At 71.9% G+C, this 22,912-nt stretch carries 18 protein-coding genes; 9 read left to right on the plus strand and 9 right to left on the minus strand.

Annotation, left to right across the window (positions count from 1 at the left end):
- Window positions 1-27 precede the first annotated feature (27 nt).
- The 7 genes from Cs7R123_RS36680 to Cs7R123_RS36710 all read right to left on the minus strand — a co-directional run bounded on the left by Cs7R123_RS36680 (window position 28) and on the right by Cs7R123_RS36710 (window position 7,692).
- Window positions 28-630, minus strand: a complete 603-nt coding sequence (locus Cs7R123_RS36680) for a class I SAM-dependent methyltransferase (protein WP_212833484.1) — start codon at window positions 628-630, stop codon at window positions 28-30.
- A 27-nt stretch (window positions 631-657) separates the two neighbouring features.
- Window positions 658-1,551 (minus strand): NAD-dependent epimerase/dehydratase family protein, encoded by an 894-nt coding sequence (locus tag Cs7R123_RS36685; RefSeq protein ID WP_212833486.1) that lies wholly within the window; start codon window positions 1,549-1,551, stop codon window positions 658-660.
- A gap of 136 nt (window positions 1,552-1,687) precedes the next feature.
- Entirely contained in the window at window positions 1,688-2,827 is a 1,140-nt protein-coding gene (locus Cs7R123_RS36690) for a hypothetical protein (protein WP_244872372.1), read from the minus strand.
- Between the two features lie 47 nt (window positions 2,828-2,874).
- A complete protein-coding gene (locus Cs7R123_RS36695) occupies window positions 2,875-3,366 on the minus strand; it encodes a hypothetical protein (RefSeq protein ID WP_212833488.1) in 492 nt (163 codons plus the stop codon).
- A gap of 341 nt (window positions 3,367-3,707) precedes the next feature.
- A complete protein-coding gene (locus Cs7R123_RS36700; RefSeq protein WP_212833490.1) occupies window positions 3,708-4,967 on the minus strand; it encodes an amidohydrolase/deacetylase family metallohydrolase in 1,260 nt (419 codons plus the stop codon).
- A 15-nt stretch (window positions 4,968-4,982) separates the two neighbouring features.
- Complete coding sequence (locus Cs7R123_RS36705) at window positions 4,983-5,885, minus strand: HAD family phosphatase (RefSeq protein WP_212833492.1); 903 nt, start codon at window positions 5,883-5,885, stop codon at window positions 4,983-4,985.
- Between the two features lies 1 nt (window position 5,886).
- Window positions 5,887-7,692 (minus strand): arylsulfatase, encoded by a 1,806-nt coding sequence (locus Cs7R123_RS36710; protein WP_212833494.1) that lies wholly within the window; start codon window positions 7,690-7,692, stop codon window positions 5,887-5,889.
- A 184-nt stretch (window positions 7,693-7,876) separates the two neighbouring features.
- Here Cs7R123_RS36710 and Cs7R123_RS36715 point away from each other — a divergent pair, with 184 nt between their 5' ends.
- From Cs7R123_RS36715 to Cs7R123_RS36730, 4 genes are all read left to right on the plus strand, one after another.
- Window positions 7,877-8,581 carry a ZIP family metal transporter gene (locus tag Cs7R123_RS36715; protein ID WP_212833496.1) on the plus strand — a complete coding sequence of 235 codons (705 nt, stop codon included), beginning with the start codon at window positions 7,877-7,879 and terminating at the stop codon, window positions 8,579-8,581.
- 104 nt (window positions 8,582-8,685) lie between these two features.
- On the plus strand, window positions 8,686-9,297 hold the full coding sequence (locus tag Cs7R123_RS36720; RefSeq protein WP_212833498.1) for an HdeD family acid-resistance protein: 612 nt from the start codon (window positions 8,686-8,688) through the stop codon (window positions 9,295-9,297).
- Window positions 9,294-10,352 (plus strand): formylglycine-generating enzyme family protein, encoded by a 1,059-nt coding sequence (locus tag Cs7R123_RS36725; protein ID WP_374707071.1) that lies wholly within the window; start codon window positions 9,294-9,296, stop codon window positions 10,350-10,352. Before Cs7R123_RS36720 ends, Cs7R123_RS36725 begins: the two co-directional genes overlap by 4 nt.
- A 111-nt stretch (window positions 10,353-10,463) precedes the next feature.
- Complete coding sequence (locus Cs7R123_RS36730) at window positions 10,464-11,792, plus strand: ATP-dependent 6-phosphofructokinase (RefSeq protein WP_212833500.1); 1,329 nt, start codon at window positions 10,464-10,466, stop codon at window positions 11,790-11,792.
- Window positions 11,793-11,810: 18 nt separating this feature from the next.
- Here the strand turns inward: Cs7R123_RS36730 and Cs7R123_RS36735 are convergent, their stop codons facing one another.
- Window positions 11,811-14,474, minus strand: coding sequence for a glucosidase (locus Cs7R123_RS36735; RefSeq protein WP_244872373.1), 2,664 nt, complete (start codon window positions 14,472-14,474; stop codon window positions 11,811-11,813).
- A gap of 100 nt (window positions 14,475-14,574) precedes the next feature.
- On the opposite strand from Cs7R123_RS36735, the gene Cs7R123_RS36740 reads away from it, so the two are divergent.
- The 4 genes from Cs7R123_RS36740 to Cs7R123_RS36755 all read left to right on the plus strand — a co-directional run bounded on the left by Cs7R123_RS36740 (window position 14,575) and on the right by Cs7R123_RS36755 (window position 20,563).
- On the plus strand, window positions 14,575-16,464 hold the full coding sequence (locus Cs7R123_RS36740) for an amylo-alpha-1,6-glucosidase (RefSeq protein ID WP_212833504.1): 1,890 nt from the start codon (window positions 14,575-14,577) through the stop codon (window positions 16,462-16,464).
- A gap of 156 nt (window positions 16,465-16,620) precedes the next feature.
- Complete coding sequence (locus Cs7R123_RS36745; protein ID WP_244872374.1) at window positions 16,621-17,928, plus strand: glycosyltransferase family 4 protein; 1,308 nt, start codon at window positions 16,621-16,623, stop codon at window positions 17,926-17,928.
- Entirely contained in the window at window positions 17,925-19,769 is a 1,845-nt protein-coding gene (gene glgB, locus Cs7R123_RS36750) for a 1,4-alpha-glucan branching protein GlgB (protein WP_212833506.1), read from the plus strand. The genes Cs7R123_RS36745 and glgB overlap by 4 nt, the downstream gene beginning before the upstream one ends.
- A gap of 203 nt (window positions 19,770-19,972) precedes the next feature.
- Window positions 19,973-20,563: an ATP/GTP-binding protein gene (locus tag Cs7R123_RS36755; RefSeq protein WP_212833507.1), complete on the plus strand. Its 591-nt coding sequence runs from the start codon at window positions 19,973-19,975 to the stop codon at window positions 20,561-20,563.
- Here Cs7R123_RS36755 and Cs7R123_RS36760 read toward each other — a convergent pair.
- Window positions 20,539-21,303, minus strand: a complete 765-nt coding sequence (locus Cs7R123_RS36760; RefSeq protein WP_212833509.1) for a TetR/AcrR family transcriptional regulator — start codon at window positions 21,301-21,303, stop codon at window positions 20,539-20,541. The genes Cs7R123_RS36755 and Cs7R123_RS36760 overlap by 25 nt on opposite strands.
- Window positions 21,304-21,401: 98 nt before the next feature.
- On the opposite strand from Cs7R123_RS36760, the gene Cs7R123_RS36765 reads away from it, so the two are divergent.
- Window positions 21,402-22,877: an MFS transporter gene (locus Cs7R123_RS36765; protein WP_212833511.1), complete on the plus strand. Its 1,476-nt coding sequence runs from the start codon at window positions 21,402-21,404 to the stop codon at window positions 22,875-22,877.
- Window positions 22,878-22,912 lie beyond the last annotated feature (35 nt).

The raw sequence follows: 22,912 nt of genomic DNA on the forward strand, positions 1-22,912 counted from the left end.
TGCCCGGCAACTTTGATGACTTTGGGGTCAGGTGCGGCGGCAGTGCAGGGAGAGCCAGGAGCGGTGGGTCTGGCCATGGCGCGTCCACACCACCTCGAAGCCGGAGGGCTCCAGCCAGCCGCGCAGCTCGTCCTCGCGGTAGTAGCTGAACCAGCGCGGCGCCCGGCTGTCGTCGTAGTGCGACGGCTCGAAGCCCTCGCCGTCACCCTCGGCCACGGTCAGCCACAGCTGCCCACCGTCGCGCAGCACCCGGGCGAACTCGGCGACCGCCCGCGGGGCCACCTCGCGCGGCAGGTGCAGCAGGGACGCGATGGCCCACACCCCGTCCACCGTGCTGTCGGCGAACGGCAGTTCGAGCATGTCGGCCTGCACCAGTCCGGGCACGCCGTCGGAGGCGCGCAGCTGGCCCTCGGACAGGTCCAGCCCGACCACGCGCAGGCCGAGTTCACGCAGCGCGCGTACGTGGTGGCCCGGGCCGCAGCCGATGTCGGCGACCAGCGCCCCCGGGGTCAGCGCGGCGGCGAAGCGCTCGCGGTCGGGCGCCATGCCGTCGACGCCGCCCAACTGCTGGGCGTACGCGGCGGCGATGTGGTCGTAGGTGGCGCGGGTGACGGCCTGGGGGTCGGGCATGACCCGCAGCCTAGCCGCGTGAACGGCTCAGGCGCGCGGGTGCTGCGCCACGAACTGGGCGATGTACTCGCTGAGCACGACCTTGGGCTCCCAGCCGAGCGCGCGGGCCTTGGCGTTGTCGGCGCGGCCCTTGGTGCGCTCGCCCGGCAGCGCCGGGATCATCTCGACGTCGGTGCCGAACATGTCGGCGACCTCGCGGACCTCCCACTCGCGACCGGTGCCGAGCAGGTAGCCGTCGCCCTTGCCGCCCTCGGCGGCGGCGAGCACGCCGGCGACGATGTCGGAGATGTGGGTGAAGTCACGGGTCTGGGTGCCGGGCGAGACCACGGTCAGCGGCTTGCCTTCGAGGTACTGCCGCTCGAAGATGCCGATCACGGTGGCGTAGGTGCCGTGGCTGATCTGGCCGGGGCCGTACGCGTTGTAGAAGTACGTGATGACGTAGTCGAGGCCGTACCAGTCGCCGTAGTTCTTGATCAGCTCGACGTTCTTGGCCTTGGTCCACGCGTACGGGTTGAGGTGCTCGTCCTTGCCCTCATTGCCGAACTTCGAGCTGGACGCGGAGTAGACCAGGCGCGCGCCGTGCTCGGCGCAGAACATGATCACTTCCTTGGTGCCGCGGGTGTTGTACTCCCAGGTGCGGTCGAACTCGGCGAACGACTGCACGATCCGGGCGTACTCCCCCAGGTGGAAGACCTGGCGCGGGGACGCGTAGCCGTGCTCGGCCCATATCTTGGCGACGTCGACCGTGCTGCCCTCGAGGTAGGTGACCCGGGCGTCGACGATCTCGTTGGCCTTCGTGCCCGTGAAGTAGTTGTCGATCGAGACGATGTGCGCGTCGGGACGGGTGGCCAGCAGCTCGCGGATGAGGTGGCTGCCCACGAAGCCGGCACCGCCGGTCACCAGGAGGATCTCGTTCGACATGGTTATTCGGCTCCCGCACCGCTCGGCTGCATCAGCTGTCCGCGCCGGCCGCACCGTCAGCCGGTCGTGAACCGATCTCGCGAGGTGCCTGCCAGGCGCCTAGCAGCATACAGGCTGCCCGAGGCGGTCTGTTCATTCACCGGACGACCGTCGGCGGCCGGGCGCCGAGGAAGAAGATGCCCGGAAAGCCCCTGGTCTCGAATCCGTCGCTGGGGTTGCGGCGCAGCGTCGAGTGTTCGAGGCGCAGCGTGCCGGTGCGGTCGTTGCTGACGAAGAAGATCGCGCCGCCGCCCTCGCGGGCGTGGTTGTCCTCGATGACCGTGCCCGCCACCCGGATCGTGAACAGGTTGCCGTCGGCGTAGATCGCGCCGCCGCTGCCGCCGCCCGGGGTGCCGGGCCGGGCCGGGTTGGCACCGCGGCCGATGGCGGAGTTGTGGCTGAAGACGCAGTTGAGCACGGTCCACGAGACCCCGATGCTGCTCAGCGCCCCGCCGTTGGCGCACGTGCCGCCCAGCCCCTTGCCACCGCCGAAGGTGCTGCTCACGACATAGACGGGCTGGTTGTGGTACTGGCTGAGCACGCGCACCGCGGCACCGCCGAGGTCCGGGCCGGTGCCGTCGCACCGGTTGCGGACGAACCGGGAGTTGACGATCTTGAAGCGGCCGCCGCGTACGAAGATCGCGCCGCCACCGCCGCCCTCCGCCGTCTCGCCCGTGGAGTCGCCGTCGGCGAACGTCAGGTTCTGCACCGTGAGCTGCGGGTGGTCCTGGTCTTGGCAGTGCGAGGTGGTCCAGCCCTGGGCCTGGTCGCAGGTGTTCATGTACAGGATGCGGCGCCTGCCGCCGCCGCTGAGGGTGACCAGGCCGCCGCCGTCGAGCACGATGCGCGGGCCGTTGGCGTTGCGGACCTTCGCGGTCGCGGCCATCGTGATCGTCACCGGGTCCGGGCCGCAGTCGAACGTGATCACTCCCCCGGCGGCCACCGCCTTCACGACCGCCTGCGAGGTGCAGCTGGCCGGGGTTCCGGTGCCGACGACCCGGGTCGGATGCGAGGTGTCGACCGCGCGCGCCTCGGCCGGGACCGCGGCACCGCCCTTCGGGTTGCCCGGCGCGAAGGACGCGCGGGCCGGGGACGGGCTCGGGGCGGCGCCGGGCGCGGCGGAGGCGGCGGGCGCACCCGACGCGGGCACCCAGCCGGGTGCGGCGGCGGGAGCGGCGTCGCACCCGGTCAGGGCGAGCGCGGCGGCGAGCGCGAGCAGCAGGGGGCGAAGCGGCACGCGACGATGCTAGAGCCGTACCGGCGCGGGCACGACCCGAGCGGCTGTCAGGTGTGGTCGGGCACCGGCGCCGTCGAGGCGCCGCAGATGGCGATCATCTGGTCGGACAGGGCGTCGATGCGCGAGACGTCGAGCTCCTGCAGGTCCTTCAGGGTGTCCAGCTGCTTGCCCTGCGACTCGAACTCGTCGGCGAGCTGGCCCAGGGTGCTGCGTACGTCGGCCGCGTCGGCGGTGGCCGCGTCGGCGCGCAGGTCGTCGGCGAGCGCGACCAGGGCGTCGCCGGCCTTACGCACCGACTTCTCCGCTCCGGTCAGGTTGCCGGAATCGGCGGCCTGGGTGACGTCTGACAGCTGCGCGGCGAACTCGGTCAGGCCGTCCTCGACCGTCTTGGCGGTCTTGGCGCAGATCGCCGGGGTGGGTTCCACCGCACCGGGACGGGTGGCGGCCGCGGCTGCGGACGCGGCGGGGGCGCCGACCAGCGCGGCGGCAGTGAGCGCGGTGGTGGCGAGGATGGCGGCTCTACTACAGAGGCGTCCCATGACGTCCTCCTCACGGGGCCAGGGCGCCGGCTGGGAGAGCCAGCCCCAAGACGTCCATTCTGCGCGCTACCTGGCTGATCTCTGCCACCTACCGCAAAGTCCGTATATCCGCCCCGCTCGTCCCGTACTATCGCGCGCCGAGCACGGCGGGATCGAAAGGCGACCGCCTGAACCGGTGGCCAGGCCCTGCCCACGCCGTGAGACGGCATGGTCGCTCTGTCGCGTACACCTCATGCGGTGTGGCTACACCATATGAGGTGTAGGCGCGTGCAGGTTCATGGCGCGGGGGGCTCACACCTGAGGACGACGTGCTGGTGCGCGACGCCACCGAGGTGTCCTTCTCAGCGCGGGAGGCGGGGGAACTGGTCGGCGAGGGCGGCGGGCGGGACGAGCGGCACGGTGAGCAGCGCGCGGATCGCCCGCTCGCGGGCGGCCAGCGCGGTGCGCTGCGCGTCGGTGAGCGGGATCCACGGGGCGGGGGCGGCGGACAGCGCAGGCGGAAGCAGCTGCCCGGCCAGGTATGTCGCCTCGTTGCGCAGCCGCAGGGGGGCGGTCCGGAGCTGGCCGTGCACGTCGGCGAGCTCGTACGCGCCCTGCTCGACCGTGAAGACGGCCAGGTCGGCCGGGGCGCCGGGCCGCAGGGTGCCGAGGCCTGCGGGCAGCGCGAGGGCGCGTGCCGGGGCGACCGTGGCCGCCGCGACCACCTGCTCCAGGCTCATCCCGGCGGCCAGCAGCTTGGCCATCGTGGTCGGCAGGTCGAAGACCGGGCCGTGCTGGGAGCGCCCGTGCAGGTCGGTGGAGACGGTGTGCGGCGGCATCCCGGCCGCGAGCTGAGCCTCCAGCACGTCGAAGGCGAACCCGCCCGCCCCGTGCCCGACGTCGAACAGCACGCCCCGGTCGTACGCGGCGCGCACGGCGGGGTCGAGGGCGGCCGGGTCGTGGGCGAACCCGCTGGCGCAGTGGGTGACGATGTCGCCGGGGCGCAGCAGCGGCAGGATCTCGCCGATCGCGGGCGGGGCGACCCCGATGTGGACCATCACCGGCAGGCCGCAGGCGCGGCCGGCGGCCAGCGCCCGGCGCAGCGGCTCCAGCCCGCTCGCGCCGACGGCGTTGTGGTCGATCCGGGACTTGATCCCGACGACGAGGTCCCGGTTGGCCTCGATGGTGCGGATGGCCAGGTCGGTGTCGCAGTTGTCCAGGTCGCGCGCCTCGCCGGTGGCGGCGGCCAGCCCCGGGCCGCTGATGTTGAGCAGCACGGGCACCCGCACCCGGTGGCCGCGCACCGCCTCGCGCAGCGCGGGCAGCGTGTAGGCCCCGGCCGAACCGGCGTCGACCCAGGTGGTGACGCCGGAGCACCAGGCGGTGGGGGCCGGGTCGATGCCCCAGTACGTGGCGCCGTTGAAGACGTGGGTGTGCAGGTCGACCAGGCCCGGGGTGACCAGGCGGCCGGTGGCGTCGGCGACCTCGCGGGCCGCGCCGCGCGGCAGCCCGGCCCCGACCTCGGCGATCACCCCGGCGCGCACCCCGACGTCGAGCACTGCGTCGTGTCCGCCGCCGGGGTCCAGGACGCGCCCGCCGGTCAGCAACAGGTCGTACCGCATGGGCCGACCCTAGCGTCACGCGGCGAAGATCCGCGTCCAGTCGTCGCGCATGCTGACCACCGTCCAGCCCTCGCGGCGGGCCACGTCGGTGATGGCCTCGGTCTCGGCGAAGGAGACCGCCTTGGACGTGTACGCGTACTCGCGGTCGGCGTCGTCGTGGTCGAGCAGCAGGGCCAGGCTCGGCGGGCCGGCCGCGGCGGCGTACTCCAGCATCTGCCGGTCGCCGCCGGAGTTGCCCGCCGCGAACACGGGCCGCCGCCCGAGCTGCGTCTGGATGTGCGCCACCTTCGCCGGGCCCTCGTTGACCTCGCCGTACGCCTCGGCGGTGCGCTCCAGCGCGGGATGGCCGTCATGCTCGGCGTAGTGGTACTCCACCAGCGTGCCGACGACGTCGTCGGGTGCGACGCCGTACAGCTGCGCGCTGACCGCCCGGACGAACTCGGTGCCGCCGCCGGTCACCACGAACACCGAGAACTCGTGCGCGCGCAGCGCCCCGAGCAGCTCCCGCATCGGCTGGTAGACCAGCTTCGGGTACGGCACACCCCGCGTGTGCACGGCCTCGGCCATGAACCGGTGCACCCGGTCGGTGAACTCCTCCGGCGTCACGCCCGCGCACAGCTCCAGCAGCGCCATCGCCACCCGTTGCAGGCCCAGCTCACCCAGCAGGGCCTTGTCCTGTGCCAGCAGCGCCCGGTACTCGGTCCGCTCGCCGACGGACGGGTCGGCGGCCACGGCGGCGTGCAGCTGGGCCACCAGGAAGTCGTACTGGACGTAGCCGGGCTTCTCGCACCACAGCGTGCCGTCGTTGTCCAGCACGGCGACGCGCTGGTCGACGGGCAGGTCCCGCGACGCGGCGAGGAACGCCTCGACCGCGTCGCGGGTCGCCCCGGGCCGCCACGACGGCAGCAGATCGATCATCTCAGTGGCTCCCGATGCCTTCCTGCATCTTCTCCATCACCTGGTCGATGGTGAAGGTCGCCGCCTTCTGGCGCGGCGGGAACTCCTGGAACGTGGCCAGGAAGTCGGCGACGATCCGCTGCGCGGCCATCACCATGTACGCCCGCTCCAGCAGCCAGTCGTAGTAGCCGTTGGAGGTGATGTCGGCCCGCTCGAACGGGTCCGTCCGCAGGTTGAAGATCTTCGGCACCCGCAACGGCACGAACGGCTCGGCCCAGACGCGCAGCGTGCCCGGGGCCCGCTGCTCCATGAAGACCAGCTTCCAGTTGTCGAACCGCACGGAGGTCAGGTCGCCGTCGTCGGAGAAGTAGAAGAAGCCCTCGCGCGGGCTCTCCTCCTCCTGCCCGGTGAGGTACTCCAGCACGCTCTGCCCGTCCAGGTGCACCTTGAAGTGCTTGCCCGCCAGGTCGGTGCCCGCCTTCAGCCGCTCGGCCACGTCGGGGTCGCCCGCGGCGGCCACCAGCGTCGGGAACATGTCCAGGTGGGCGACGATCTCGTTGGAGACCCACCCTGGGCGGATGCGGCCCGGCCAGCGCAGGATCGACGGCACCCGGTAGGCGCCCTCCCAGTTGGAGTTCTTCTCGTTGCGGAACGGGGTCATGCCGCCGTCGGGCCAGGTGTTCATGTGCGGCCCGTTGTCGGTGCTGTACATGACGATCGTGTCCTCGGCCAGGCCGAGCCGGTCCAGCACCGCCAGCAGCTCGCCCACCAGGCGGTCGTGATCGACCATCACATCGTGGTAGTCGGACTGCCACCGACCCGCCAGCCCCTTGACCTCGGGGCGCGGATGGGTCCGGAAGTGCATGTGGGTGGTGTTGAACCAGACGAAGAACGGGGTGTCCGCCGCCGCCTGGCGCTCGATGAAGTCGGTCGCGACGCCCAGCACCTCGTCGTCGATGGTCTGCATCCGCAGGCGGGTCAGCGGGCCGGTGTCCTCGATGCGCTGGGTGCCGTCCGGTTCGGCCCAGCAGTGCAGCACGCCCCGGGGTCCGAAGTTGCGCCGGAAGTTCGGGTAGTCCTCCGGGCTCGGGTAGTCGTCCTGCTCCGGATCCTCCTCGGCGTTGAGGTGGTACAGGTTGCCGAAGAACTCGTCGAAGCCGTGCAGCGTGGGCAGGAACTCGTCCTTGTCCCCGAAGTGGTTCTTGCCGAACTGCCCGGTGGCGTACCCGAGCGGCTTCAGCGCCTCGGCGATGGTCGGGTCCTCCTTGCGCAGCCCGAGGTCCGCGCCGGGGAAGCCGACCTTGGACAGGCCGGTGCGGAACACCGACTGCCCGGTGAGGAAGGCGGCCCGGCCCGCGGTGCAGCTCTGCTCGCCGTAGTAGTCGGTGAACCGCACGCCCTCGTCGGCGAGCCGGTCGATGTTGGGCGTGCGGTAGCCCATCAGCCCGTCGCTGTAGCAGCTCAGGTTGGTGATGCCGATGTCGTCGCCCCAGATGACCAGGATGTTGGGCCCTCGCCCGCCCGGGGGCGGCCCGGCGGCGGCCGCGCGCGCCGCGGCCTTGGCGGTGACCGCCTTCTTGGTGCCCTTCTTCGCGGGTGCGGTGGGGGCGGGGCCCGAGGCGGCCTTCTTCTCCGGCGCCTTCCGAGCGGCCTTCTTGGCCGGGCCCTTCTTGGCGGCCGGGGCCGCCGGGGCCACCGCCGCCGTGGCGGGTGCGGCCTTGGCCGGCTTCCGCGCGGGCGCGGCCTTCGCCGCCTTCGCGGCCTTCTTCGCGACCGCCTTGACGGCGGGCGCCCGGCCCGCGACGGTGGTCGTCTGCTTGCGCGCCATGATCACCTCCTGGACGCTGCACTTTCCGGGAAACTGCACGAATGACCGCGCCCTTTCCTGCACCTTCCGTGAAAGTGCAGTGATCACGGGGCACTCGCTCGCCCCAGTATTCCGGGATTAGTTCACTTTTGGAGCAATTTGGGCAGAGCCGCTGCCGGGGTGACGGCGGGCGCGTTGAGGCAGCATGGGTGCACTGCACGCGGCGGCATGGGGCGCGTTCGCGGCGTCGTCGCTGCTCATCGGAGCCTGGCTGGCACTGCACTGGCGGCCGCCGGGCCGCACCGTCGGCCTGGTGCTGGCGTTCGGCGCGGGCGCGCTGCTGGCCGCCATCGCGTACGAGCTGATCCCGTTCGGCTTCGCCGCCGACCCGTGGCTGTTCGCCGCCTTCGGCCTGGGCGCGGTCGTCTTCTACCGGCTCGACCAGACCGTCACCAGACGCGCCGGGTCGGGCGCGAACGCCGCCCGGCGGTCGCTGACCCTCGGCGCGCTACTGGACGGCATCCCGGAGTCGCTGGTGCTCGGCATGGGCGTCGCCGCGGGCGGCTCGGTCAGCGTGGCGTTCCTGGCCGCCGTGTTCGTGTCCAACCTGCCCGAGTCGCTGGGCGCGACCGCGACCATGGACGCGGCCGGGCATCCGCCGCAGCGGGCCTACCGGGTGTGGTGGCTGATCGTGGCACTGTCCGCACTGGCCGCGGCGGTCGGGTACACGGCGGTGACGCTGATGCCCGGCGCCGACGGGACCTACGCCCAGGCGTTCGCGGCCGGAGCGGTGCTGACCATGCTCGCCGACTCGATGGTGCCGGAGGCCTACGCGCAGGGCGGCAAGGCGGCCGGGCTGCTCACCGTGCTCGGCTTCGCGGTCGCGGGGGCGCTGGCGGCGATGGAGTAGTGCCGGCGGCGATGGAGTGGATCGCTTAAATCGGGAAAAGACATCTAACCTCACATACCGTGCATAGTCTGTGACTCGTACGTCTGCGCGTCAGGGAGGTCCAGATGAGCACCACCGCACCGAACGCGGGCACCGGGCGACCGGAACCGGCCGAGCGGTACTACGGACAGGACCTGGTCAAGCTCACCAAGGTGCCCTGGTGGCTGTTCCTGATCACGGGCGTCTGCTGGATCATCATCAGCTGGTGGGTGCTGGCGTTCAACTCCCGCAGCATCGTCGCCATCGCCACGCTGACCGGCATCGTCGTCCTGGTCGCGGCGGTGGCCGAGCTGTTCCAGGCGTTCTACGCCCCCGGCTGGCGCTGGCTGCACGCGATCCTGGGCGTCCTGTTCCTGGTCACCGGCTTCATCTGCTGGATCAACCCGGGCAGGACGGTGTTCTGGCTGGCCGCGTTCATCGGCTGGTACCTGCTGTTCAAGGGCGCCGCCGACATCGTGCTCGCGTTCATGACCCGCCGCGAGCACGACGCCTGGTGGCTCGGGCTGATCGTCGGCATCATCGAGATCATCCTCGGCTTCTGGGCGGCCGGCCGGTTCGTCCGCTCGTTCGAGCTGCTCATCGTCCTGGTCGGCGTCATCGCGCTGACCCGCGCCATCACCGACTTCGTCATGGCCTTCCGCGTCCGGGAGCTGAAGCACCGGATGGCGGCCAGGTGAGCCGCGCGGCCGAGGCCAGGTTCGGCAACGGCGTCGCCCTCGGCGACGCCGTCGCCCTGCCCGAACCCGACGACCCCACCGAGACCATCCCGGTGGTGCCGGCCGAGCAGCAGCCCGGCTACTGCGAGCCGCCCCGCCCGGACATGGTCTGGATCCCCGGCGGCACGTTCCGGATGGGCTCCGACCGGCACTATCCGGAGGAGGCGCCCGCACACCCGGTGACGGTCGAGGGATTCTGGATGGACCGGCACACGGTGACCAACGCCGAGTTCGCCCGGTTCGTCGCCGAGACCGGGCACGTCACTGTCGCCGAGACCGCCCCGGACGCCGCCGACTACCCCGGAGCCGATCCGGCGCTGCTGGTGCCCGCGTCGGTGGTGTTCGTCAGACCGCGCCGCCGCGTCGACCTGCGCGACATCGGCAACTGGTGGCACCTGGTCCCCGGCGCGGACTGGCGGCACCCGTACGGCCCCGGCTCCACCGCCGACGGGCTGGACGACCATCCGGTGGTGCACGTGGCCTGGGCCGACGTCACCGCGTACGCCCGCTGGGCCGGGGCCGACCTGCCCACCGAGGCCGAATGGGAGTACGCCGCCTGCGGCGGCCGCGCCGAGCCCACCGAGTTCGCCTGGGGCGACGAGCTGACGCCGGGCGGCATCCACCTGGCCAACGTGTGGCAGGGCGAGTTCCCGGTGGTCAACCTGTGCGACGACGGCTACGACCGCACCGCGCCGGTGGGGTCGTTCCCGCCGAACCTGTTCGGGCTGTCCGACCTGATCGGCAACGTGTGGGAGTGGACCTCCGACTGGTACGGCGCCCACCAGCCGGCCGCCGCCGCCTGCTGCGCTCCCGCCGACCCGCGCGGCACCCGTGAGCAGGAGAGCTACGACCCGGCCCTGCCGGGCGTACGCATCCCCCGCCGGGTGATGAAGGGCGGCTCGTTCCTGTGCGCGCCCAGCTACTGCCGCCGCTACCGCCCCGCCGCACGGATGGCGCAGGCCGTCGACACCTCCACCTGCCACCTCGGCTTCCGCCTGGTCGTCCGCCCCGGCTGACCCCGCCCGCCGAAGCGGGAAAGGGGGCGACCACCTGGTGGGCGGGGGTGGGAAGGGGTAACCGGGCGGGGGTAGGGTGCGGGCTCCCGACGGGTTTGGAGGCTGGTGCGGATGGTTCCGGAGGGTGTGGACCTGGAGGTGCGGACGCTCGGCGACTGCCGGGTGGACTCGCCGCTGGCGTCGCTGCTGGACGGGGCGCCGCCGTCGACCGAGCACTACGTCAACGAGGACGACCGGGTGCTGTTCGACGACACCGTGGGCATGCTGACCGGCCGGTCGCTGCCGCTGGACGCGCTGCCGGGCTTCGAGCCGGGCGGTCCGCGCCGCAAGATCTTCTTCCAGCCGTCGAAGACGCGGGTCGGCATCGTGACCTGCGGCGGGCTGTGCCCCGGCCTCAACGACGTCATCCGGGGCCTGGTGCTCCAGCTGACCTCGCACTACGGCGTCACCAAGATCTACGGCTTCCGCAACGGCTACCAGGGCTTCATCGCGAGCTACGGCCACCCCCCGATCGACCTGACCGCCGAGTCGGTCAGCGGCATCAACGAGTACGGCGGCACCATCCTCGGCACGTCGCGCGGCAGCCAGGACTCGTACGAGATCGTCGACTGCCTGGAGCAGATGAGCATCAACGTGCTGTTCGTGATCGGCGGCGACGGGTCGATGCGCGGGGCGCTGCGCATCGCCGACGTGGTCAAGGAGCGCGGGCTGAAGATCGCCGTCATCGGGGTGCCGAAGACGATCGACAACGACATCCCGTACATCGACCAGAGCTTCGGTTTCCAGACCGCGTTCTCGAAGGCGACCGAGTCGATCCGCAGCGCGCACGTCGAGGCGCGGGCGGTGCCGCACGGCGTCGGCCTGGTGCAGGTCATGGGCCGCCACTCGGGCTTCATCGCCAGCTACGCCGCGCTCGCCAACAACGACGCCGACTACGTGCTGGTGCCCGAGGTCCCGTTCGCCCTCGACGGCGACACCGGGTTCCTGGCCCACCTGCGCGAACGCGTCCGCACCCGCGGGCACGCGGTGGTCGTGGCGGCCGAGGGCGCCGGGCAGGAGTACCTGGACTCCGAACCGGTCCAGGTCGACAAGTCAGGCAACCCGAAGCTGCGCGACATCGGCCTCTACCTGCGCAAGCGCATCTCCGAGGACTTCGCGGCGCACGGGCTGGAGGCCAACCTCAAATACATCGACCCTAGCTACGCCATCCGCAGCGTCCCCGCCAACCCGTACGACAGCGTCTACTGCATCCGGCTGGCCCACGCCGCCGTGCACGCCGCGATGGCCGGGCGCACCGCGATGGTGGTGGGGCGGTGGCGCGGCCGGTTCGTACACGTGCCGATCTCCCTGGCCATCAGCAAGCGCAACCAGGTCGACCCGGCCGGCGACCTCTGGATGTCCGTCCTGGAGGCCACCGGCCAACCCCGCGCCTTCGGCTGACCGCCCGCCCGGCCCCCGTCAGCGGGGGTCGGGGGACGGGTCGGGGTGACGGCGGGTGAGGATGAGGTCGAGGACCAGGGCGGTCCAGCCGCACTGGTGGGCCGCGCCCAGGCCGACGCCGGTGTCGCCGTGGAAGTACTCGTAGAACAACAGGTGGTCGTTCCAGTCCGGGTGGTCGGGCAGCTGCGGATGGCGCGGGGCGTACGGCCTACCGCCCTGCCCGTCCGGCAGGAACAGCGCGATGAGCCGGTCGGACAGGTCGTCGGCGATCTGGTCCAGCGTGAGCTTCTGCCCCGACCGGGTCGGGAACTCCACCAGCAGGTCGTCGTGGAAGAACCGGGCGTAGTGCCGGACGCCCTCGATGAGCAGGTAGTTCACCGGGAACCAGATCGGCCCGCGCCAGTTGGAGTTGCCGCCGAACAGCCCGTTGGTCGACTCGGCCGGCTCGTACCCGACCGTGAAGTCGTTGCCGCCCAGCCGCACCGTGTACGGGTTGGCCAGGTGGTGCCGCGACAGCGAGCGCAGCCCGTACGGCGACAGGAACTCCTCCTCGTCGAGCATCCGGTGCAGAATGCGCCGCAGCTGCTCCGGCCCGACCACGGCGAGCAGCCGCTGCTGCTGGCCGCCGCCCGAGATCCGCCGCGACCCGACGACCTCGCTGAACTCGGGCCGGTTGGTCAGGAACCAGCGCAGCCGGGCCGCGATCTCGGGCAGCCGCACCAGCGTGACGGAGCTGAGCGTGGTGGTGGCGCACAGCGGCAGCAGCCCGACCAGCGAGCGCACCTTCAGCGGCACCTCCCGCCCGTCGGTGCGGCGCAGCACGTCGTAGAAGAAGCCGTCCTCGTCGTCCCACAGGCCCTGGTGCGAGGCGGCGTTGGCGATGTAGGCGAAGTGCTCCAGGAACTTGGTCGCTATGTCGGTCCAGACCCGGTCGTGGGTGGCCAGGACCAGCGAGATCTCCAGCAGGTTGAGGGCGTACATCGCCATCCAGGCGGTGCCGTCGGACTGCTCCAGCACCCCGGGCACGGGCAGCGACGCGGACCGGTCGAACGGGCCGACGTTGTCCAGGCCCAGGAAGCCGCCCTCGAACAGGTTGTTGCCGCCGGTGTCCTTGCGGTTGACCCACCAGGTGAAGTTCAGCAGCAGCTTGTGCATGATCCGGGCCAGGAACGCGAAGTCGCGCGCCCCGTCGATCTCGAACACGCGCAGCGCGGCCCACGCGTGCACGGGCGGGTTGACGTCGCCGAACGCCCACTCGTAGGCCGGGATCTGCCCGTTGGGGTGCAGGTACCAGTCGCGCAGGAGCAGCAGCAGCTGCTCCTTGGCGAAGTGCGGGTCGACCCGGGCCAGGGCGACGCAGTGGAAGGCCAGGTCCCAGGCGGCGTACCAGGGGTACTCCCACGGGTCCGGCATGGAGATCACGTCGAAGCTGGTCATGTGACGCCAGGTGTGGTTGCGCCCGTGCCTGCGGCCGTCGGGCGGCGCCGGCGAGGCCGGGTCGCCGTCGAGCCAGCGCGCCACGTCGTAGTGGTAGAACTGCTTGCCCCACATCAGGCCGGCCACCGCCTTGCGCACCACGTCGGCCTCGGCCGCGGGCGTGCCAGCGGGCACCAGCTGCGCGAAGTACGCGTCGGCCTCGGCGCGCCGGGCGTCCACGACCTCGTCGAAGTCGCCGGGCAGCGGCGGAGCCTGGCGGGCCCGGCCGCCCGGCGCGGCGACCTGGGTCAGCCGCAGCCGGATCTGCGCGGTCTCGCCCGGCGGGACGGTCAGCACGTAGTGCAGGGCGGCCTTGGTGCCGGTCCCGGCCGGGTTGACCGTGTCGGTGCCGTGCACGACGTGGTCGGCGATGCCGTCCTTGGGGAAGTCCGGCGTCTCCGCATACCCCCACAGGCGCCGCGCGTTGGTCTCGTTGTCGCAGACCAGCGGGGTGGGGTCGCCGTCGCCCTGGAGCACGAGCTGGCCCAGGATGCGGTGGCGGGCGTGCAGCGTGCCGCCGCTGCCGACCTGCTCGACGGTGATCTCCGGCTTGTCGTCGCGGCCGGGCAGCCCCCACGACCAGGTGTTGCGGAACCACAGCGTGGGCAGCACGTGGATGGTGGCGGGCGCGGCGGCCCGGTTGGTCAGGCTGACCAGGACGCACACGTCGGTCGGCTCGGCCTTGGCGTAGTCGGCGGTGACGACCCAGTAGCGGTCGTCGGCGAAGACCCCGGTGTCGGCGAGCTCGTACTCCGGCTCGGCCCGCTCCAGCTGCCGGTTGACCGCGACCAGCTCCGAGTACGGGAACTCCCGCTGCGGGTAGTGGTAGCGCCATGACATCCACGAGTGCGTCGGCGTGGAGTCGGTGTACCACCAGTACTCCTTGGCGTCCTCGCCGTGGTTGCCCTCGTTGCCGGTCAGCCCGAACAGCCGCTCCTTGAGGATCGGGTCGACGCCGTTCCACAGCGCCAGTCCGAAGCAGAAGGTCTGCCGCTCGTCGCAGATCCCGGCGAGGCCGTCCTCGTTCCACCGGTACGCCCGCGAGCGTGCGTGGTCGTGCGGAAAGTACTCCCAGGCGGTGCCGTGCTCGCTGTAGTCCTCGCGCACGGTCCCCCAGGCCCGTTCGGAAAGGTATGGTCCCCAGGCCCGCCAGGGCTGCGCCCCGGCGTCGGCGTCGGCCAGTCTCCGGCGCTCTGCGTCGTTCACCCGGCGATTCTCCCCTGCCCGTGTTACACCTTTGTGCAACTTACGTCTGAGTCGCGCGATCACTGTCCCGACAGGCCCGGTCTTTGACAGAGTTGGCGGTATGCGATTCGGCACCCAGATCTGCGGTGATCTCTCCCTCGGCGGCCAGCGCGAATGGCTGGTGGCCGACGGTCGCGGCGGCTACGCCATGGGCACGGTCAGCGGGCTGCGCACCCGCCGCTACCACGCGCTGCTGGTGGTGCCCGGGGACACGCCGGCGACCCGCCACGTCGGACTGGCCGCGCTGGACCCGGTGCTGCGCCTGCCCGGCGGCGAGATCGTGCGGCTGGGCAGCCACGAGTGGGCCGACGGCGCGCTCGACCCGCGCGGCCACGCGCTGCTGGAGGAGTTCACGCTGGTCGGCGGCCTGCCGCGGTGGCGCTGGCGGATCGGTGCCACGGTGCTCGAACGCGAGCTGGCGGTCCGGCACGGCACCTCCTGCGTCGCGGTGGTGCACCGGCTGGTCAGCGGTGGCCCGGTCGAGCTGGAGCTGGAGGCGCTGTGCACGTGGCGCGACCAGCACGGTGAGCGCGGCGCCGGGCACCTGGACGTGCGCGAGGTCGCGGGCGGCGCGGTGGTCGAAGGGGCGTACCGGCTGCGCGGGCCGGGCTGGCGGCCCGACGGCACCTGGCTGCGGGGCGTGCACCACCGGATGGAGGCCGCGCGGGGGTACGTACCGAACGAGGATCTGCTGCTGGCGGGCCGGTTCGGCGGTGTGCTGACCGCGCCCGGCGACACGGTCGAGGTGGTCGCCTGGGCCGGGGACCTGTCCGCCGAGCCGGCGCCCGCGGCCGAGCTCGTCGCGGCGGAGCACCGGCGGCGGCGCGAGCTGGTGGCCGCGCTGGGTTCGGCCGATCCGGACGTCGCGACGCTGGCGCTGGCCGCGGACGCGTTCGTGGTGCGCACCGCGCACGGGCCGGACGTGGTGGCGGGCTACCCGTGGTTCGGCGCCTGGTCGCGCGACACGATGACGTCGTACGAGGGGCTGTTCCTGGTAACCGGGCGGCACGAGCAGGGGCGGGACCTGCTGCGCGGATACGCCGCGACGCTGAGCGAGGGCATGCTCGCCAACACCGCCGACGGCGGCACGGTCGGCCACAACACCGCCGACGCGACCCTGTGGTTCCTGCACGCGATCGACCGGCACGTGCAGGCGACCGGCGACGACGACCTGGCCGCCGAGCTGGTCCCGGCGCTGGACGGCGTGCTGGCCGCGCACCTGCGGGGCACCCGCTACGGCATCAAGGTGGACGAGAGCGACGGGCTGCTGGTGCAGGGCGCCGACGGTGAGGCCCTGACCTGGATGGACGCCCGGGTCGGCGGGGTGCCGGTGACGCAGCGGGCCGGCAAGGCCGTCGACGTCAACGCGCTGTGGTGCAACGGGCTGGCCGCGCTGGCGAAGCTGCGCGAGCGGGCCGGGGTGAGCAGCGACGACGTGCGGCGGCGGCTGGCGGTGACGGCGGCGGCCTTCCGGCGCCGGTTCCCCGCCCCGCAGGGCTGGCTCTACGACGTGCTCGATCCCGACGACGCCGCGCTGCGGCCCAATCAGCTGCTGGCGTGGTCGCTGCCGTACGCCCCGATGGAGCCGGACCCGGCGGCGCTGCGCCGCATCGGCGACGCGCTGCTGACCCCGCTCGGCCCGCGCAGCCTCGACCCGGACGACCCGGCGTATCGCGCACATCACAGCGGCACGATGGCCGACCGGGACCGGGCCTACCACCAGGGCACGGTCTGGCCGTGGCTGATGGGGCCATACGCCCAGGCGCTGCGCAACGCATCGCTGCCCATCGACGATCTGCTGGCCGGAATGCGCGCCCACCTGGGCGATTACGGTCTGGGCTCGATCAGCGAGACCGCGGACGGGGCGCCGCCGCACGCCGCGACGGGCTGTCCCTCGCAGGCCTGGAGCGTAGCAGAAAATCTACGCATTCTGCTCATCTCTACTCACTAGTAGCAGAGCGTAACAGACACGAAACAAAAGGTCCCCAGCTGGCAATACCCATCCGCCAGACTGTGCACAACCCCAACGGCGTACCGACACCTGTGGCAGGTGTCCCGTTCCGTATGCCCGGGTTGTCACTGCGAGGGGGCCCGCATGACCATGACCATGCCCATCGCATCGGAACCGCTGGCGGCACCGAAGCCGCTTCGGATCATGATGCTTTCCTGGGAGTACCCGCCGGTCGTCGTCGGCGGGCTGGGCCGGCACGTCCACGCGCTGGCGACGTCGCTGGTGCGCTCCGGGCACCAGGTCACCGTGGTGACCCGGCACGCGCCGGGCGCCCCGCTGGAGGAGTACGCCGAAGGTGTGCGCATCGTGCGCGCCCCGGAGGACCCGCCGCTGTTCCCGCTGGCCACGCCGACGCTGCTGGCCTGGACGATGGCGTTCAACCACACGCTGACCCGGGCGGCGCTGCGCGCGGCCGAGACCGACCACTACGACGTGGTCCACGGGCACGACTGGCTGGTCACGCACACCGCCGTGACGCTGGCCGAGCACCTGGGCCGGCCGCTGGTGGCCACGGTGCACGCCACCGAGGCCGGGCGGCACCAAGGCTGGCTGCCCGACGAGCTGAACAAGAGCATCCACTCGGTGGAATGGTGGCTGGGCCACCGCGCCTGCCGGGTGCTGGTCTGCTCGGAGTACATGCGGTGGGAGGTCACCCGCCTGCTCCAGCTGCCGATGAGCAAGGTCGACGTGATCCCCAACGGCGTGAACGGCAAGGTCTGGAAGGCGCCCGCGCAGAAGGTCAAGGAGGCCCGCTCGCGCTTCGCCGGAGACGGCCCGCTGGTCGGCTTCGCCGGGCGGCTGGTGTACGAGAAGGGCGTCCAGCACCTGGTTGACGCCGTGCCGCAGCTCGCCGACGAGCACCCGGGCCTCAAGGTGATCATCGCCGGGGACGGCCCCTACCGCGAGGAGCTCCAGGAGGCGACCCGGCGGCTCAAGCTCAACAAGACGGTCGACTTCATCGGGTTCCAGTCCGAGCGGGAGCTGCCGGCGCTGCTGGCCGCCACCGACACCACCGTGGTGCCGTCGCTGTACGAGCCGTTCGGCATGGTCGCCCTGGAGGCGGCGGCCGCGGGCGCCCCGCTGGCGGTGGCCGCGACCGGAGGCCTGGCCGAGATCGTTGAACCTGGCGTGACTGGAATGACCTTCCCCCACAGCGACCCCGCGGCGCTGGCCGGCGCGGTCGGCACGCTGCTGGCCGAGCCCAAGCGGGCCAAGCAGATCGCCCGGCGGGCGCTGACCATGGTGTCGGAGAAGTACGGCTGGCAGTCCATCGCCGACCGCACCGTCGCCTCGTACCGGGCCGCCATCCATGAGGAGCCGCTGTTCCAGGCGGAGCGGCTGGCCGAGCAGACCGGCGGCGAGCGGCAGCTCATCGTCGTACCGGATGGGAACCTGCTGCGATGAGCACGCTGATCGGCGACCTGGACCTGTTCCTGATCGGCGAGGGCCGCCACGAGAAGCTGTGGCAGGTGCTCGGCGCGCACCCGCAGCCCGAGGGTGCGGGCTGGCGCTTCGCCGTGTGGGCGCCCAACGCCAAGGCCGTGCAGGTGATCGGCGACTTCTCCGGCTGGTGGCCCGCCGACGGCGTCGACCTGCACCCGCAGGGCGGCAGCGGGATCTGGGCCGGGGTCGTGCCGCACGCCCAAGCCGGGCAGACCTACCGGTTCCGCGTGCACGGCGCCGACGGCCGCTGGACCTACCGGTCCGACCCGCTCGCGTTCGCCACGCAGTGCCCCCCGGAGAACGCCTCGGTCCTGTACGCCTCGGACTACACCTGGAACGACGACGCCTGGATGGCCAAGCGGGCGAAGGTCCGCGACCACCACGCCCGGCCGATGAGCGTGTACGAGGTGCACCTCGGCTCGTGGCGGCCGGGGCTGTCGTACAAGGAGCTCGCCGACCAGCTGGTGGACTACGTCACCGACCTGGGCTTCACGCACGTGGAGTTCCTGCCGGTGATGGAGCACCCGTTCGGCGGCTCGTGGGGCTACCAGATCACCGGGTTCTACGCCCCGACCGCCCGCTTCGGCACGCCCGACGAGTTCCGGCACCTGGTCGACCGCCTGCACCAGGCCGGGGTCTCGGTGCTGCTGGACTGGGTGCCCGCGCACTTCCCCCGCGACGAGTGGGCCCTGGCCCGCTTCGACGGCACCCCCCTCTACGAGCACGAGGACTGGCAGCGCGGCGAGCACCCCGACTGGGGCACGTTCGTCTTCAACTACGGCCGCCGCGAGGTGCGCAACTTCCTGGTCGCCAACGCCCGCTACTGGTGCGAGGAGTTCCACGTCGACGGCCTGCGCGTGGACGCGGTCGCCTCGATGCTGTACCTGGACTACTCGCGCCAGGACGGCCAGTGGACCCCGAACGTCGACGGCGGCAACACGTACCTGGAGGCGGTGGACTTCATCAAGGAGCTCAACACCGCCGTCTACGCCGACAACCCGGGCGTGCTGACCGTCGCCGAGGAGTCCACGGCGTGGCCGGGCGTCTCCCGGCCGGTCGAGTGGGGCGGCCTGGGCTTCGGCATGAAGTGGAACATGGGCTGGATGCACGACACGCTGGAGTACGTCCAGCGCGACCCGGCGCACCGCAGCTACCACCACGGCGACCTGACCTGGCCCAGCATGTACGCCTTCGACGAGCAGTGGGTGCTGCCGCTCAGCCACGACGAGGTGGTGCACGGCAAGCGCTCGCTCGTGGGCAAGCTGCCCGGCGACCGCTGGCAGCGGCTGGCCGGCCTGCGCGGGCTACTCGGCTACATGTACGCCTTCCCCGGCAAGAAGCTGCTGTTCATGGGCGCCGAACTGGCCCAGGAGAGCGAGTGGAGCGAGCAGTGGGGCCTGGACTGGGCCCACGCCGAATACCACGGCGACCTGCGCCCGCTGGTGCGCGACCTGAACCGGCTCTACGCCGACAGCGCCGCGCTGTGGGCCCGCGACACCGAGCCGGAGGGTTTCAGCTGGATCGACCCGCACGACTCCGGCACCAACACGCTGTCGTTCGTGCGGCACGGCAAGACCTCGAAGAAGCTGATCGCCTGCGTGGTCAACTTCTCCGGCATCCCGCTGAACGACCACCGGATCACCCTGCCCCGGCCGGGATCCTGGCGTGAAGTGATCAATACGGACGCCGAGATCTACGGCGGGTCGGGGGTGGGCAACCTCGGCCGCATCCGCACCGACGGCGACGGCGAGGTGACCATCGGCATCGGGCCGTACGCGGCGGTGTGGTTCAGCCCCGTCTGACACGCCGGGACGCGACACGCGCGAAGCGGTGACCGGAGGCCGGTATCGGCGCCGGTCACCGCTTCGCATACGTCGAGAACGTTAAAAACTCCAGATCGGATGCTGCGTGTCCGCGCCGGGGTAAGTAGTATCAGCCGCGGCTGCGCCCTCATGTCCGGCGGATCTCCGGGCGCGGTCGTCCCCCGGCGCGCTTGAGAGGTCGCATGCTCCAACGCTCCCTGCCACCCACCACGATCAAGATCCTGATCGCGGGCGGGTTCGGCGCCGGAAAGACCACGCTGGTGGGCACGGTGAGCGAGGTGCTGCCGCTGCACACCGAAGAGGTGCTGACCACCGCCGGAGCGGCCGACGACGACCTGTCCGGCGTGGAGGGCAAGCGCACCACCACCGTGACGATGGACTTCGGCCGCATCACCATCGGCGACAACATCGTGCTCTACCTGTTCGGCACGCCGGGCCAGGAGCGCTTCAAGTTCCTGTGGGACGAGCTGGCCGTGGGCGCGCTGGGCGGGGTCGTGCTCGCCGACACGCGGCGCCTGGCCGACAGCTTCCCCTCGATCGACTACTTCGAGAAGCGGGGCACGCCGTTCATCGTCGCCGTGAACTGCTTCCACGGCGCGCAGCCGTTCTCGGTGGCCGCGGTGCGCACCGCGCTGACGCTGGACGCCGACGTCCCCGTGGTCATGTGCGACGTGCGCGACCGCCGCTCGGGCCGCGAGGTGCTGGTCGCGCTGATCGAGCACGTGCGCTCGCTGATCCTGGGGCCGGACTACTCGCCCGTCGGGGCGCCCTGACCCCGCGCCGGCCGCGCCGGGACCAGCCTGGCCAGGCCGCCGATCAGCAGCTCCAGCCCGAACTCGAACCGCTCGTCCCCGCCACCGGACATCATCTCGTCGATGTGTGCGGTGAAGAACGGGAACCGCGCCGCGGGAAGGCTGCGGAAGTAGTCGCCGAGTTGCCCGAAGTACTGCTGGATGAACTCGTCCTCCGTGGCGCCCATGGCCCGCTGCCGGGCCCGGTACAGCGACCCCTCGTAGGCGTCGGAGGTCAGGTACAGCCCGATCCGGTCCACCGCCCAGGCGGCCTGCTGCGGCGGCATGCCCGCGCTGATGAGGATGCCCAGCATCGTGTCGGTTATCCGCAGCGCGTTCGGGCCGGTGGGCACGTTGGCCAGGGCGACCTGGGCGATCTCGCCGTGGGTGCTCAGCACCCGGTACGACTCCCGGGCCAGCTCGCGGATCTGGTCCTGCCACCGGTCGGGATCGGGCGGCTCGGGCAGGCGGATCTCGCCGACGATGCGGTCGTAGGCCAGATCCAGCAGCTCGTCCTTGTTGGCGACGTGCGCGTACAGCGAGGCGGCGCCGGTGCCCAGCTCCTCGGCGATCCGACGCATGCTGACCGCCTCCAGGCCCTCGCGGTCGAGCACGGCCAGCGCCGCGTCGACGATCGCGTCCTGGCTCAGCGGCCGCCTGCCCGACGAGCTGCGCGAACGTCGCCACGGCGGCGCGGGGATCTCCGGGGTGGGGGCGACCATGACAGCCATCGTAGTTGACGCGAACGCCGTTCGGTAGGTAGAACGGTGTTCGACAAACGAACAGCGTTCGCTAAGCCCCTCCCCCCTGGAGATCACACATGTCTGCCGTCCTGGAGACCGCCGCCCCACCCGATACCGACCCGCCGGCGTACCGCTGGCGCTGGCCCGCCCTCTTCGTGGTCCTCGCCGCCGAGGTGATGGACCTGCTCGACTCGCTCGTCACCACCATCGCCGGGCCCTCCATCCGGGCCGACGTCGGCGGGACCGAGAGCCTGATCCAGTGGCTCGGCGCCGCGTACACGCTGGCCATGGCCGTGGGCCTGATCACGGGTGGCCGCCTCGGCGACCTGTACGGCCGCAAGCGCATGTTCATGATCGGCTCGGCCGGCTTCGTCGCCGCCTCGGTGCTGTGCGCCGTGTCGACCTCGCCCGAACTGCTCATCGGCGCCCGCGTGCTCCAGGGCCTGTTCGGCGCCGTCCTGCTGCCGCAGGGCCTCGGCATGATCAAGGAGATGTTCCCGCCGAAGGAGATGGGTGCCGCGTTCGGCGCGTTCGGGCCGGTCATGGGCCTGTCCGCGGTCGCCGGGCCGATCCTGGCGGGCTGGCTGGTCGACGCCGACTACTGGGGCACCGGCTGGCGCATGATCTTCCTGATCAACCTGCCGCTGGGCCTGCTCGCCCTGATCGGCGCCGCGAAGTTCCTGCCCGAGTCCCGCTCGTCGCACGCCTCCAAGCTCGACCTCACCGGCGTCGGCCTGGTCACCGCCGGCGCCCTGCTGCTGCTCTACCCGCTGGTGCAGGGCCGGGAGCTGGGCTGGCCCACGTGGACGTTCGTCATGATGGCGTCCTGCCTGCCCGTCTTCGCCCTCTTCGTACGCCAGCAGGCCGTCCGGCGCCGCAACGGCGGCGACCCGCTGGTCGAGCCGTCGCTGTTCCGCCAGCGCTCCTTCAGCGGCGGACTCGTCGCCGGGCTGGCCTTCTTCTCCGGCATGATCGGCTTCGGCCTCGCCTTCAGCATGTACGTCCAGCTCGGCCTGGGCTACAGCCCGCTCAAGGCCGGTCTGGCCTCGGTGCCGCAGTCGCTGGGCATCATGATCGGCTTCGGGCTGGCCAGCGGCGCCGGGCTGACCCGCCGCCTCGGCCGCAGCCTGCTGCACGTCGGCCTGGCCGTGATGGCCGCCGCGACGGTCGGCTTCGTGTTCACGCTGGAGATCGCCGGATTCGACGTCACCCCGTGGCAGCTGGCCCCCGCGCTCGGCACCTTCGGCCTCGGCATGGGCCTGGTCATGGCGCCGTTCTTCGACATCATCCTGGCCGGGGTGCAGCCACACGAGACCGGCTCGGCCTCCGGCACCCTCACCGCGGTGCAGCAGCTCGGCGGCGCCGTCGGCATCGCGCTGCTCGGCACGCTGTTCTTCAACACCGTTCAGTTCGGGCAGTTCGGGCCCGACCAGGCCTCCTTCGCCGAGGCGATGCGCCTGGTGCTGTGGGTCGAGGTGGGGCTGATCGCGGTCACCTTCGCGGCCGCGTTCCTGCTGCCGCGGCAGGCCCGCGAGGAGGAACTCGCACACTGACGCCGGTCGAGGGGTGGCCACCGGGGCTGCGCGGG

This window comes from Catellatospora sp. TT07R-123 (assembly GCF_018327705.1).
In the GTDB taxonomy this organism is placed as follows: domain Bacteria; phylum Actinomycetota; class Actinomycetes; order Mycobacteriales; family Micromonosporaceae; genus Catellatospora.

Excerpts from the sequence above, each read along its gene's own strand:
- Cs7R123_RS36740 (WP_212833504.1), top strand. The coding sequence starts at position 14,575 with ATGCGATTCGGCACCCAGATCTGCGGTGATCTCTCCCTCGGCGGCCAG.
- Cs7R123_RS36715 (WP_212833496.1), top strand. The coding sequence starts at position 7,877 with ATGGGTGCACTGCACGCGGCGGCATGGGGCGCGTTCGCGGCGTCGTCG.
- Cs7R123_RS36710 (WP_212833494.1), bottom strand. The coding sequence starts at position 7,692 with ATGGCGCGCAAGCAGACGACCACCGTCGCGGGCCGGGCGCCCGCCGTC.
- Cs7R123_RS36745 (WP_244872374.1), top strand. The coding sequence starts at position 16,621 with ATGCCCATCGCATCGGAACCGCTGGCGGCACCGAAGCCGCTTCGGATC.
- Cs7R123_RS36720 (WP_212833498.1), top strand. The coding sequence starts at position 8,686 with ATGAGCACCACCGCACCGAACGCGGGCACCGGGCGACCGGAACCGGCC.
- Cs7R123_RS36730 (WP_212833500.1), top strand. The coding sequence starts at position 10,464 with ATGGTTCCGGAGGGTGTGGACCTGGAGGTGCGGACGCTCGGCGACTGC.
- Cs7R123_RS36680 (WP_212833484.1), bottom strand. The coding sequence starts at position 630 with ATGCCCGACCCCCAGGCCGTCACCCGCGCCACCTACGACCACATCGCC.
- Cs7R123_RS36755 (WP_212833507.1), top strand. The coding sequence starts at position 19,973 with ATGCTCCAACGCTCCCTGCCACCCACCACGATCAAGATCCTGATCGCG.
- Cs7R123_RS36685 (WP_212833486.1), bottom strand. The coding sequence starts at position 1,551 with ATGTCGAACGAGATCCTCCTGGTGACCGGCGGTGCCGGCTTCGTGGGC.
- Cs7R123_RS36765 (WP_212833511.1), top strand. The coding sequence starts at position 21,402 with ATGTCTGCCGTCCTGGAGACCGCCGCCCCACCCGATACCGACCCGCCG.
- Cs7R123_RS36695 (WP_212833488.1), bottom strand. The coding sequence starts at position 3,366 with ATGGGACGCCTCTGTAGTAGAGCCGCCATCCTCGCCACCACCGCGCTC.
- Cs7R123_RS36700 (WP_212833490.1), bottom strand. The coding sequence starts at position 4,967 with ATGCGGTACGACCTGTTGCTGACCGGCGGGCGCGTCCTGGACCCCGGC.
- Cs7R123_RS36760 (WP_212833509.1), bottom strand. The coding sequence starts at position 21,303 with ATGGTCGCCCCCACCCCGGAGATCCCCGCGCCGCCGTGGCGACGTTCG.
- glgB (WP_212833506.1), top strand. The coding sequence starts at position 17,925 with ATGAGCACGCTGATCGGCGACCTGGACCTGTTCCTGATCGGCGAGGGC.
- Cs7R123_RS36705 (WP_212833492.1), bottom strand. The coding sequence starts at position 5,885 with ATGATCGATCTGCTGCCGTCGTGGCGGCCCGGGGCGACCCGCGACGCG.